The following is an 11871-nucleotide window of genomic DNA, read 5'->3' as shown; positions in this document are numbered from 1 at the left end:
AGGGCAGCCGCCAGGCGAGGTCGGCCCTTGTCAGACCGGCGCCGTGAAGGGGTGTTCTGCGCGGGACACCCAGCGAGGGCAAACTCGCGGCTCGCGGCAAGACCGGACGAGCGTAGCCGTCCTCCACGCGGCATTTAGGTTGATCGGTATCCCTGCGGGGGTCTGATCTAGCGGCTGGGACACCTGGTGATCCCTGTGTATTGAGAGGCCCTCGCAGGGGTCTCGATGGTGAGCGGTGTCCCTGTTCGGGAACTTGAAGCCCCACACGGTTGGGGACTCCTACTTGCAGAATGTCTGGGCCCAGCCGACTCCTCCTCGAGATGACCGACCGGATCACGAGATGAGGAGCTGGACGTGGGGATGACGCTGGGAATCGACCTGGCCTGCCGGGCGGCGCACGTGGCGTCGCTGGCCGGGCCGGACGGCAAGCTGGTGTGGCGCGGACGCAAGTTCTTCTCCCGCACCGCCGACCTGGAGCGGCTGTGGGCGGACCTCGACTGCGACCCGGCCGAGCTGATGGTGGTGATGGAGCCGACGCGCAACGCGTGGATCCCGGTCGCGGCGTGGTTCCGCCGCCGCGGGGTGAAGGTGGTGATGGTGCCCACGACCCAGTCGGCGGACCTGCGCGAGTACTACTCGAAGCACACCAAGAACGACCGGCTGGACTCGGTGCTGCTTGCCCGATTGCCGCTGCTGCACCCCGAGGGGCTGCGTGAGCACGTCGGTGACGGACCGGCCGACCCGCTGCGCCGGGTCGTCAAGCAACGCTCCTCGATCGCCAAACGGCGGACCGCGGTGTTCAACCGGCTCGATGCCCAGCTCGAGCTGCTCGGCCCGGGCTGGTACGACGCCCTGGGCACCGACTACGGCAAGGCGACCTTGGCGTTCCTGGCCCGCTACGCCGACCCGACCGCGGTCATCCGGCTCGGGCAGGCGCGGCTGGCCAGGTTCCTGCGCCGCTACTCCCATGGTCACTGGCGCGAGGGCAACGCCGCAGAGCTGATCGCCGCGGCACAGGAGTCATTGCGGCTGTGGGACGGTGACGGCATCGACTTCGCCGAGCTGGCCGCCGACATCGCCGTCGAGGCCGAGCAGGCCATCGCGCTGACCGCGCAGATGGCCGACCTGGACGAGCGGATCGCCAACATGTACGCCGAGGCCGACCCGGCCGGCATCGTGCGCTCGGCCCCCGGCGTCGGCCCGGTGCTGGCCGGCGTCATCGCCGGCCGCCTTGGTGATCCGCACCGGTTCACCTCCCTGGCCGCGGTCCGCTCCTACTCCGGGCTCGTGCCCAAGGTGAGCCAGTCCGGCACCTCCGAACGCGTCGGCGGGCTGACCAAGGCCGGTGACCCGCTGCTGCGCGAGGCGGTCTGGATGGCCGCCGAGCAGGCCCGCAAGCTCGACCCCCAGCTCGCCGCGAAGTACGCCCGGCTCATGGCCGCCGACGGCCGGCACCACGACTCCGCCGTGTGCCACGTGGCCACCATCCTGCTGACCCGGATCGCGACGTGCTGGCGGACCGGGCAGCCGTACCAGATCCGCGACGTCGACGGCACGCCGCTGACCCAGGCCGAGGGCAAACGCATCGTCACCGAGAAGTACCAGGTACCCCGCAAGTCGTCGAAGAAGCGCTACTACCGGGCCACCAACCACAAGGCAGACCGGGGGTCACAGGAGTCGCTGAGCGCTCCAACACCCCGGCCTGCCCACACCCAGCCTAAGCCGTCCAGAGTTGCTTGACTTCCCTTAGGAACTCACAGTGAACGTCGGGGCGCAGGTGGTTGGTCGTACTGAGTCGCCGGCTCAGCCGCGCCGTACTTGGGCGTCCTCGTTGGCCAACGCGGCAGCCCGAGTGGACCGTGGGGGTCTGGCTCGGGCTGCAGTGTCGCGCCTACTGGGTCTGGGCGTTCACTCCTGGGTGATTGAGGGGTCCAGGAGGACCTTTCCGGCTTCGCCGGTGAGCAGTTCGACGGCAGTCTCGGCTTCGTGCAGGCCGAGGCGGTGCGTCACCAACCATTGCAGGTCCAGGCGGCCTGAGTCGAGCAGGCTGACGAGCTGTTCCCAGGTTTCCCACAGGCGCCGGCCGTAGATGCCTCGTAGCGTGATGCCGCGCTTGTTGATGAGGGTTGCCACGTCGACCTCGGGGGGCCGTGAGGGGTGCCCGATGGTGACGACCGTGCCTCCGATGCGCAAGGATCCCAGGGCGGCGGCCAGCACTCCCGGTGCGCCCGAGGCCTCGAATGCGACGTCGACTCCCCGGCCACCGGTCAGTTCGTCGCAGCGTCCAGGACGTCCTGCTGTGCCGGGTCGACTGTCGTGAAGCCGCGGCTGTCTGCTTGACCTCGTCGGAAGGGGTTGGGGTCGACAGCCACGACCTGTGTGGCGCCCATGACCCTGGCGATCTCCCCGGCCACCAGTCCGACGGGTCCGCACCCGTTGACCAGGACTGCGCCTCCGGCGACTGCGTAGTCGGCACGTTGCACGGCGTGCACCGCCACGCCGGCGGACTCCATGAGGGCGCCGGTGTCGAGGTCGATGGAGTCTGGCAGTTTGACGCAGACCTGTTCCGCCACGACGGTGTACTCGGCGAAGAGGCCGTCGATGTGCATCCCGACGATTCGTGTCCGTGGGCAGGCGTGGGCGTGACCGGTGCGGCAGGCGTGGCACTGGCCGCACCACATGTGGCTCTCCAGGGCGACGCGGTCGCCGGCCTGGACGCGGGTGACGCCCTCACCCACACTCTGGACGGTGCCGGAGCCCTCGTGTCCGATCACTACCGGCGTTGCGAGGTTGAAGGAGCGGGCGGCCGGCGTGTCCTCGACGATCTCTCTGTCGGTGCCACACAGACTGGCGGCTGCCACCTTGATCAGTACCTCACCCGGGCCGGGGGGACGGGGGTCGGGCCAGTCCTGTCGGTAGGTGAGTCCCTTCCCGGGACCGGTCTTGACTACAGCTCTCATGGCGTCTCCTGGTCTGGTGCGGTTGCTGGTGGTGGGGTGTTGGGGCGGGTTTTGCCGGCGAAGGCGGTCAGGACGTCTGGGCCGCCGACCTGACCACCTTTGAGCAGGATCCGGCAGCCGGCGAGGACGGAGTCGCTGTCCGCCGCGCAGACGGGCGCACCGACCACGAACTGCTCGGCTACGCGGAGGGAGCGGACTCCGAGGTTCAGGAGGGTGTGTGTGGAGGTGTCTCCGCCGAGCACGGCGACGTCACGGGTCAGGCCTCGTTGGACGGCGGCCCGTACCAGCGCGGCCAGCGCTTGCCCGGCGACGCTGGGGGGCAGGGGTCTGTCGCTGGCGACCCGCGGGTCGTGGGGACCGCGGGCGGTGTGCACGATCACGCTGCGTCCGGCCGTCAGCTCGTGGATCAGTCGCTGCACGGTCGTGTCGTCCACGCCGACGTCTCTGGCTTCGGTGATCAGGGGCAGCTCGACCCAGCCGTGCTCGATGGCGTGGTCGATCTGCGCCGCAGTCGTGGCTGAGGCAGAGGCGCTCACCGCGAGCACCGGCCCGGTGGACCAGCGTTGCTCGGGCTGGGGGATCGGCGAGCCGCCCAGGGCCAGCCCTAGCCCTGTCATCATGCCGCCGGACCCGGCGACCAGCGCCGGACGGTGCACATCGGCGAGCAGCTGTCGTCCGACGTCTCTCAGGTGGACCTCATCGAGCGCGTCGACGATGAAAGCCATCGGGGTGGCGGACCGGTGCCGCGCCCAGGCCCGGTCCAGGCGTTCCGGTGCCAGGTCGGGAAGGGCCAGGCCTGGGATGTCGGGGGTGCCGGTCAGCTGGCCGGAGAGGACGAGGCGCAGGTCGGACTCGTCCATCGGTGTGCTGGGGTGGCAGGACATGATCGGGTGACGGTCGAGGCGGTAGACCTGCTCACCGGCGCGGGCGAAGTGCTGGCTGAACGCGGTGTAGCGGCCGAAGGCCGGCTGTGCGGGGATGACCGGCACCGGTCCGTGGTCGGGCTGGCCCTCGAGGAGGGTCTCCAGCGCAGCACCGATGCTGCCGGTCGTCGGCGATGAGTCGAAGGTCGAGCACACCTTGTAGAGCAGCACCGCCGGCGCGAGCGGGGCCAGGCTGCTGGCTGCGTCGCGCACTGTCGCGCGCAGCGCGTCCCCGCTCAGGGACCTGGCCGGCGTGGCGAGCCCCACGACGTCGTGGTCGGCACCGAGGCCCGCGTCGTCCCCGTTCAGCAGCAGGATGGCGCTGAGCCCGAGCCGGTGCGCCAGGGCCAGCACGTCGCTGGCTCCGGTCAGATCGTCGGCCACGAAACAGATGCGGCTCATGCGTGTGCCCTGGTGTCGAACTGCCTGGCGGCAGCGAGCAAGGCGGTGTCGCCGTGGTCCGCGAGGTCCTGGGCGGCCGTCTGGAGGTCGGTGCCGGCGATCGCGGCGTCCCAGGCCTGTCGAAGGCTGCGCACACCGGCCTCCGGGCTCTCGGGGTGGGCCATGACGCCGCCGCCGGCCAGCATCATGAGGTCGGTGGTGCCGAGGGCGTCCCAGGTGGGGCGCGGCGCGTAGACGTTCTGGCCGGAGGACAGGGTGGGCAGGGGTCGGCGCGTGCTCCCCAGCGGCTGCAGGAGGGCCGTGACGTTGTGCACGACCTCCTCGTCGCGTTCGTAGAACTTGCTGCCGAGTCCGGAGGCGTGCAGATGGTCGGCGCCGGCCAGTCGAGCGAAGATCTGCCAGGCGGTGTAGGAGATGCCCAGCGAGGGGTGCCGCATGGACGCGGCCAGGCCGGCGCGGTGGGCGTGGATCGGCACGGACGCGAAGGACCTGAGCCATTGCAGTGCGGGCAGTCCCATCGCAGGAACGGTGAGCATGACGCAGTTACCTCCGCCGTTCACGACGATGTCGTGGCGGCGTTGGAGCCCTGCCAGGTCACCGGTGATGTTGAAGGCGTACATCGTCCGGTGTCCGGTGCGGTCGGCAGCATCGCCCAGTTCTTCGCGGACCACGCGCACCCTGGTCTCCAGGGGAAGGTAGGCCGGGTCCGTCATCAGCTCGTCGTCCTTGATCAGGTCGATGCCTGAGCCGCCCAGCTGGCGGACCACCTGGCGGAACCCCTCCTCGTCGAGGCCGACGTTGGGCTTGACGATGGTGCCGACGAGGACGCCGTCCGGGCGGCCGACGAGGTGGCGTGTCTCTTCCAGGCCGAAGCCTGGCCCTGGGAAGCCTCGGACCAGCTCGTCCGGGAGCCGCAGGTCGGTCAGCCGGCAGGCGAAGAGCTCTCGCAGCTCGAACAGGTTGCCGCCGACGACGGTCCACAGCGTCGCGAGGTCGTCGTGGACGTTCTCGAGGGGGAACTCGATCTCGATCTCGCCCGCGCGCACACGGTCGGGTCGGTGACGGTTCGGCAACGACGGCTCCACCTCGCCCAGGTCGGTGACGGCCACGACCTGTGCGCCGTGCCGCTCGCGCAGGCGGTCGCTCTCGCCCGGTACGGGAAGGAAGGTGCCGCTGGACTGCTCACCGGCCAGCACCTGGGCGGCGCGCTCCAGCCCGACATCGGTCTCGATGGCATAGGTAGCTGTGAACACACGACGCTCAGGCATTGCGCACCTCAGAGTCATCGAAGGGCAGCGCGTCGACGGACAGGCCACCTTCACGCTTCATGACCCAGGCCGCGACGGTGGGAGCCAGCAGCGCGGTGACCATCACCGCCGCGCCGGTCTGGGCCGTCGCCAGGGGCACCATGGACTCGAAGGTGGGATCGACGGTGGCAACCGCCAGGGGTACCGCGACCGCGTTGCCGGCGGTCGTGCCTGCGGCAAAACCGATACCGCTCTGCGGGCCGCGGCGCAGCACGAACCTGTACCCCAGGTAGGTCAAACCTCCGGTGAGGCAGACCACCCCCAGGCCGAGGATCACCCCGGTGAGCCCGCCGGTCACGACGTTGCTCAAGGTGATGCCCGTGCCGACGGCGAAGGACATGAAGGGGATGGTCACCGCCGGAACTGCGGTCAGGACCTGCGTCCACTCACGGTCCACCAGCCCGACGACCAGGCCCAGGATGAAGGGGACGACGGCACCCAGCAACGCCAGGAAGGGAATGTCGCCCAGCCCGGAGGCGCCGAGGAAGATCAGCGCCAGGAAGGGGCCGTCGTCGAACGCGCTCGCGACGTAGGCTCCGGTATCACGCTCGTCGCCGTACTGACCCGCGAAAGCCAGCCACAGCGCGCCATTGCTGTTCCCGTAGATGGCCAGCAGGGCCAGGATCGAGATGCCCCAGATCCCGTCGAGGCCGACGGTGACTCCCAGGACGGTGGCCAGCGTCATCGGCACCAGCGTCTTGGCCACCAGCACCACCAGCGTGGTCTGGGCCGCCGCTTTGCCACTGGCGTGCCCGGTGATCTGGGCGCCGGTAGCAAAGATCAGCAGCCCGATCAGGACGGGCGCGCCGGTCTTGAACAGTGCGGTGGTGAAGCTGCCGATCTCCAGGGCAGCAGGGGCGAAGTAGCTCATGAGCACACCAGCGACGAGCGGGATGACCATCATCCCACCGGGGATCCGGCTCATCGTGGCAAACATCGGGAAGCGAGAGCGGCGTTGCTGGGTCATGACGACCTCCATTGGCTTGGTCGGAGCACCCGAGGTGCTTGTCCGTACATTTGGTACGCACAAATGTGACACGCTTGTTCTGCGGCGTCAAGAGGTCGCTGAGATGTGAGACTGTCGGCACCAGGAGAGGGAGGTCCCATGCTCGACCGGCTGGCGGATTCGCCGTTGTGGGTGCAGCTGCGCGACAAGCTTCGGACCAGCATCGTCGATGGCTCCCTGCCCGCAGGAAGCCCGCTACCCACGGAGTACCAGCTGCGCGACGAGCACGGCGTATCGCGCAGCGTTGTACGTCAGGCCCTGGCTTCCCTGGAGTCCGAAGGACTCGTCGACCGCCGCCCCGGGCGAGGCAGCATCGTCACCAGCCCGTTGGCGCACCATCGTCGTGCCGAGCAGGCCGGCGGACTGCGGGAGCACCTCGCTGCGCGAGGACTTGAACTGCGCACGGTCCTGAAACGGTACGCCCTCGTCCCCGCCCCGCCAGACGTCGCACGCGAGCTGGAGGACGTGCAGGCCTGGCAGCTCGATCGCGTACGTTTCATCGACGGCACGGCCGCGATCTCCATGCAGACCTGGGTCTCACACGCACGCTTCCCCGGGCTCAACGCCTCCATGGTCGAACACGGTTCCCTTCTCGAAGCGCTGGCTGGACTGGGCGCACGACCCGCCGGCGGCCCTCGACGGTTCCAAGCCGTCCCTGCCAACCACGAGGTGGCCATGGACCTCGGCGTAGAACGCGGAACACCAGTTCTGCTCATGTCGGGCGTCACCCAAGACCTGGCCGGACATGCGCTCGAGGTCTTCCGCGCCTGGCACGAACCTCACATGGTCTTCGACACCGAAGCGCGAGTCTCCCTCGCCAGGCAAACCGTCGAAAACTCCGCCAGCCGATAGCCGCTGCCCCATACCGACTGTCCCCAAGTACGCACGTAGCTAGCGCGGGGGCGCTGTCCCCTAGGCCGCGAAGGGATGCGATGTCAGCGGCAAAGTCGGACGAGCGTAGCCGTCCTCCACGCGGCAATTCCGGTCGTATTTCGGGACCGCCCCGGCGCCTCAGGTGAGGACATCGAACACGAAGTCCAGACTCAATCGATACCGTGCTGCGTTGACGCAAACGTGCGCCTCAGGGCCGCGGCAGGTCCAGGTGACATCCCGTGTCTCAAGGCCGTCGGGCATGACTACGCGGCCCTGGCGACCCGCGAGCACCGGGCCACCCGGCGTGATTTCGAGCGGTGTCACCACGTCGTAGTCCGGTCCGAATCCACCGATCAGGACTGCCCGGGAGCCGGAGACCAGCAGGGCATGGGCGCCGGTGACGGGCGCTGGTCCTAGGTCGGTCGCCCCAGCCGCTGTTGCGGCGATGACATGGAACTCCCTATATGGACAGGCGTAAGCGGTTTCGCCGAACACATTGAGCGCCATGATGTCGTCCAGGGGCGGAAGAGCGGAGCGCCAGGGGTACAGCCACTCCGGTTCGAGCGATGAGTTGAACCGGACAAGTCCATGACCCTCGGGTTCCTGTGCAGTGAGCGCCTCGTCGAAGTAGCCGACCCAAGTGGCGCCTGAGTCGGTCACCAAGACTTCCTCAATGGCATCACCGAAGTTGCCCTCGCCAACCAGAGAGCCGTCGGCGCTCCAGCGCTGCGCCGTGGCCGCCGCAGTGTCTCGCCGCCGTCGGGCGGACGCGATGAGGACGCCGCCATCAGGGGTCGGTTGCACGAACGAGGCCTGAATCGGCTCGTTCAGAATCAAGGATCGGTTCGGTCCCTCGGATCGGCCATGCCATGTGACGAGCCGACGACCGCCACCCCGCTCCGTCCAGTACGCGAGAGCTTCGCCACCGGGACCTATCCCGAACGCCGCGGGCGCTCGATCCCAGGCCGCATCCGTTCGAGACGGGATGAGAAATCCCGCGCGCTGCAATGGGAGCATCGGATACTTCAGCACCTCTGCGCGGCGTTCTCTCTTGTCTGTGTCTGACTTCCCCACTCGTGCGGTCACGGCAACCAGCATGGCTGATTTCAAGGGCGGGCACGAGGTCCGGCTGATTCGGGTGCGTCCGGTGCGTCCCCAGCGGCGCGGCCGGACGGGCATACGCGATCAGACCCGCGACCAGCGGCACGTGCGCACGTTGCATGAGATTGTGTCTCCGTGGCTGAGCACGTGGAACCGATGCCGGGCGTGGACATCACCTGGGAGCCGAACGCGCCGGATGCCACTCTGATTTCAGACGACCTTGGGCGCGGCGCCCTCGCTCTGAAGGCACATCCGAGCGACTCGGACCAGCGAACCGTCGTGCTGCGTTTCGACCTCGTGATCTACTCGGTGATGACGCCGCCCAACGACGAGGGGTTGAACCACCATCCCCTCTACGACCGAGGTCTCAAGGGGCTCCTGTGGCTCGGCGTCGTGCGCGACAGCAGGTTGGTGGCCCGGCTGAGACCGTCGTGGTCCCCAGTGGCAGATCGTCACCTACAGCCGATGCACTTCATCGCCGCGCTGAAGGAGTGTGTGGTGGAGGTAGTGGTTGCCAATGTGGACGTGTTCCGTCTCGACGGAAACACCCGCGAAGCGTGCCTTGCAGCCGTCAACCCTGACGGCCCACTGCAGGCGTAGGGCTTCCGCTCATCGGCGGAGTCGTGATGTCACGGCCATTAACGGTCACGGACGGCCGGGCGCCCGAGCGAGTGGGGAGGCCCGTGCGCGGTGGTGATGCAGTGATGCAGGTGCTCGGTATGCTGCGTAGGCCCCAGTCTCTCGCTCAGCGGTCGAGCTCGAGGCGGGACCACGCGCGGACCGTGAGTGCCGCCGACAGAACTGGTACGAGCGCCACAAGTGCGAGTTGTTCTGCGCCCACCTGCTCGGGAGCGACTGCCCAGAGCGCGGGAGCCGCTATCGGAAACCACGCCCCTGTACCCATGACCGCGAGTACCTGGGCCACAACGATCAGCACCACGGTCGCCGCGATTCCGGGCAGCAACCCGCGCCCGAGCGTGGCGACCCATGCCACGGGCCAGACGACAAACCCGGTCAGCACCGTGAGGGCGAACAGCCGCGCAAGCCCGGCCCACGCTGCGGGGTCGGGGACGCCGAGCCCAGATACCAGACCGACGACGAGGACGACTGCCGTGAGGAGCAACGCAACCGGGAACGTAGCGCTCGCGAACACCGCCAGCTTTGCCACGGCAATCTGGGCACGCGAGATGGGCAGCGCGAACAGGCTAGCGACAGTGCGGTCGGCGAACTCTCGCCCCACCAGCCAGCTCAGGGCAACCCCAAAGGCCAGGAACCCAGCGGCTGCGGTGATCTGGGAAGCCGCACCGAGGAGCTGCGGCCAAGGGTCCGCGTCGGCGAAGCCGGCCAGCTGAGCGCGGATCTGCTCATTGCCACCGCGAGCTGCAGCAGTCATGACGCCCGCCAAAGGCCCCACGCCGGCGACCAGAAGCACACCAGTTGCGAGCATGACCGGCGACAACGCGGCTTTGCGGCCCTCCACGGCGACGGCGGTGCTGATCCCGGGTGCGGTCAGGCTCATGACATCCCCTCTGCACCTGACTCCTCGTCAGTCAGTACCAACGCGAAGAAGTCCCGTTCGATATCTGTGCCACCTGGGTCGAGCGAGCCGATCACGATTCCGTGACTGATGACCGTGATCCGGTCGGCGATCCGCGCAACCTCGTCAAGGTGATGGCTGGATACGAGCACGCCCGCCCCCTCAGCCGCACGACGCAGCAGTGCCCTGCGAAGCAGGATCACCCCGCGTGGATCCAGCGCGCTGGTCGGCTCGTCGAGAACTAGCACGCGTGGACGGTGCTGCAGCGCGCCGGCCAGGTTCAGGCGCTGGCGGTTGCCTTGTGACAGGGCCCGAGCGCGGCGCGTGGCATAGGCCTCAAGGCCGAGCTCGGCGATGGAACGTGTGACAACCTCGCCCACTGTCGCTCTTGGCACCCCCGCAGCCGGGCGGCGACGGTCAGGTTGGCGATGGTCCTCAGATCGGGATAGCCGAACGGCTCATCCACGGTGTGGCCCACTGCAGACCAGGGCGCGCCGATCGCCACAGTGCCGGAATCAGCGCGCAGCATGCCGAGAAGCAGACGCATGAGCGTGGTCTTTCCCGCGCCATTGAGCCCGACGAGTGCGTGAACCTCGCCGTACGCGACGTCCAGATCCATCCCGCGGACGCCTGCGCCCCCCGGGAAGGTCCGTACGAGCCCCTCGGCCCGGATCGCGAGCTCATGCATCGCGGCGCTCGAGCGTCTCGATCGCGACGAGCAACGCCTCGCCCAGCATCAGGTCGTCATGCGGATCTGCGACCAGCGTGTCGCCAGTTGCCAGGGTGCTCACTTGTCCGCCTGCGCGGAGGCCGGGCGTGCTTGCCGGGCGCTCCGCCGGAGGACGAGAGCAGCACCGAGGAGGATGGCCAGCACGCTCATTGTCCAAGGGTCGCTGGGCCGGCCACCTAGGCTGCGGTCGATCACGTGGGAGATGGCGTGGACCAGTGCACCCGTGGTGGCTCCGAGCAGGGCGACCGACAAGGCGTCGTCGTGCCATGCCAGTGCAGCGACCAGCGCCGCGCCGATGCCGATCTGGAACGCGCCGACGTCGTGTAATAGGTGCAGGTTGAATGGGTCGAACATCGCGACGTGCTTGTGGAAGGAGTGTGGCCAAAGAAAGGCCCATGTTCCCGGCAACAGGAACGCTATGGCTCCGACAACGATCAGAACCCTTCCTACCTTTTGTGTCATCGCGGCTCCTGGTAAGGATCGGCATGGACGTGGACGATTCCTGCGCCGGCGTTACGACGGAGGTGGGACAGACAGACGCCGGACCTCACAGGCGCCACCGGTGCATTTCCCGATCTGCCGCTGGTGTGTCGTCTGGTGCATGCACCCGTCGCGGAACGAGGCTCGCGCCGAGAGGACACGCAACGGTAGCGAAGGTGGAGACCAGACGACGTCCAGCTCCTGGCAACGCCGTTGTCAACGCCAGTGCCTGAAGCGGGAGCAGGAGCCGCGCGCGAACCGTCTCTGCGTAGACGAGTCAGGTCCATCACTTGAAGTAGGGCGTAAGGTCGCGCCCGGCGCGAAGGATGTGTCCCCATCAGGTGAGCCGGTCCGAGTGGAGTCCATCAGAGTGGTGTACGACGACCACGGTGGTGAGCGTGTCCTGCTGATGTAGGCGCGGTCACCGCGTGATCCTTCGAGTGAACCTTCCACAGCACTCTCGAACGGAGCATCACGATGACCGCTTCTCCCAGTATCGACCCTGAGGTCTTCCTGCACGAGCAGCTCGCGCAGGCGAGCCCGGACCTGATG

General features: G+C 68.3%; 13 protein-coding genes. 3 read left to right on the top strand and 10 right to left on the bottom strand.

Going from position 1 to position 11871, the window contains the following annotated elements; genetic code table 11:
- Positions 1-360: 360 nt before the first annotated feature.
- On the top strand, positions 361-1740 hold the full coding sequence (locus D4B81_RS17260) for an IS110 family RNA-guided transposase (protein WP_122263914.1): 1380 nt from the start codon (positions 361-363) through the stop codon (positions 1738-1740).
- A 168-nt stretch (positions 1741-1908) separates the two neighbouring features.
- Here the strand turns inward: D4B81_RS17260 and D4B81_RS19060 are convergent, their stop codons facing one another.
- Genes D4B81_RS19060 through D4B81_RS17240 form a run of 5 tightly spaced genes read right to left on the bottom strand, consistent with a single transcriptional unit; the run spans position 1909 to position 6559 of the window.
- Positions 1909-2271 carry a zinc-binding dehydrogenase gene (locus D4B81_RS19060; RefSeq protein ID WP_237566087.1) on the bottom strand — a complete coding sequence of 121 codons (363 nt, stop codon included), beginning with the start codon at positions 2269-2271 and terminating at the stop codon, positions 1909-1911.
- The gene (locus D4B81_RS17255) at positions 2268-2960 is read right to left on the bottom strand and encodes an alcohol dehydrogenase catalytic domain-containing protein (protein ID WP_237566085.1); all 693 of its coding nucleotides are present in this window, start codon (positions 2958-2960) and stop codon (positions 2268-2270) included. Before D4B81_RS17255 ends, D4B81_RS19060 begins: the two co-directional genes overlap by 4 nt.
- Complete coding sequence (locus D4B81_RS17250; RefSeq protein ID WP_122263912.1) at positions 2957-4285, bottom strand: four-carbon acid sugar kinase family protein; 1329 nt, start codon at positions 4283-4285, stop codon at positions 2957-2959. Before D4B81_RS17250 ends, D4B81_RS17255 begins: the two co-directional genes overlap by 4 nt.
- Complete coding sequence (locus tag D4B81_RS17245; protein ID WP_237566084.1) at positions 4282-5538, bottom strand: RuBisCO large subunit C-terminal-like domain-containing protein; 1257 nt, start codon at positions 5536-5538, stop codon at positions 4282-4284. The genes D4B81_RS17250 and D4B81_RS17245 overlap by 4 nt, the downstream gene beginning before the upstream one ends.
- 7 nt (positions 5539-5545) lie before the next feature.
- Positions 5546-6559: a 2-keto-3-deoxygluconate permease gene (locus D4B81_RS17240; RefSeq protein WP_122263913.1), complete on the bottom strand. Its 1014-nt coding sequence runs from the start codon at positions 6557-6559 to the stop codon at positions 5546-5548.
- Between the two features lie 138 nt (positions 6560-6697).
- On the opposite strand from D4B81_RS17240, the gene D4B81_RS17235 reads away from it, so the two are divergent.
- Positions 6698-7450 carry a GntR family transcriptional regulator gene (locus D4B81_RS17235; protein WP_122263910.1) on the top strand — a complete coding sequence of 251 codons (753 nt, stop codon included), beginning with the start codon at positions 6698-6700 and terminating at the stop codon, positions 7448-7450.
- 159 nt (positions 7451-7609) lie between these two features.
- Here the strand turns inward: D4B81_RS17235 and D4B81_RS17230 are convergent, their stop codons facing one another.
- Positions 7610-8308, bottom strand: coding sequence for a hypothetical protein (locus tag D4B81_RS17230; protein WP_122263909.1), 699 nt, complete (start codon positions 8306-8308; stop codon positions 7610-7612).
- A gap of 399 nt (positions 8309-8707) precedes the next feature.
- On the opposite strand from D4B81_RS17230, the gene D4B81_RS17225 reads away from it, so the two are divergent.
- A complete protein-coding gene (locus D4B81_RS17225; RefSeq protein WP_122263908.1) occupies positions 8708-9172 on the top strand; it encodes a hypothetical protein in 465 nt (154 codons plus the stop codon).
- A gap of 145 nt (positions 9173-9317) precedes the next feature.
- On the opposite strand, the gene D4B81_RS17220 is transcribed toward D4B81_RS17225, so the two are convergent.
- The 4 genes from D4B81_RS17220 to D4B81_RS17210 all read right to left on the bottom strand — a co-directional run bounded on the left by D4B81_RS17220 (position 9318) and on the right by D4B81_RS17210 (position 11193).
- Positions 9318-10091 (bottom strand): ABC transporter permease, encoded by a 774-nt coding sequence (locus D4B81_RS17220; protein WP_122263907.1) that lies wholly within the window; start codon positions 10089-10091, stop codon positions 9318-9320.
- On the bottom strand, positions 10088-10489 hold the full coding sequence (locus D4B81_RS18335; protein ID WP_272914081.1) for an ATP-binding cassette domain-containing protein: 402 nt from the start codon (positions 10487-10489) through the stop codon (positions 10088-10090). Before D4B81_RS18335 ends, D4B81_RS17220 begins: the two co-directional genes overlap by 4 nt.
- Positions 10390-10728, bottom strand: coding sequence for an ATP-binding cassette domain-containing protein (locus tag D4B81_RS18330; RefSeq protein WP_272914080.1), 339 nt, complete (start codon positions 10726-10728; stop codon positions 10390-10392). The genes D4B81_RS18335 and D4B81_RS18330 overlap by 100 nt, the downstream gene beginning before the upstream one ends.
- Before the next feature lie 168 nt (positions 10729-10896).
- Complete coding sequence (locus D4B81_RS17210) at positions 10897-11193, bottom strand: hypothetical protein (protein WP_161965269.1); 297 nt, start codon at positions 11191-11193, stop codon at positions 10897-10899.
- Positions 11194-11871 lie beyond the last annotated feature (678 nt).

It is taken from the genome of Ornithinimicrobium cerasi, from assembly GCF_003702705.1.
Classification (GTDB): domain Bacteria; phylum Actinomycetota; class Actinomycetes; order Actinomycetales; family Dermatophilaceae; genus Ornithinicoccus; species Ornithinicoccus cerasi.
Note: the sequence above shows the minus strand (reverse complement) of the source record. Positions and strands in the feature narration are given on the sequence as shown.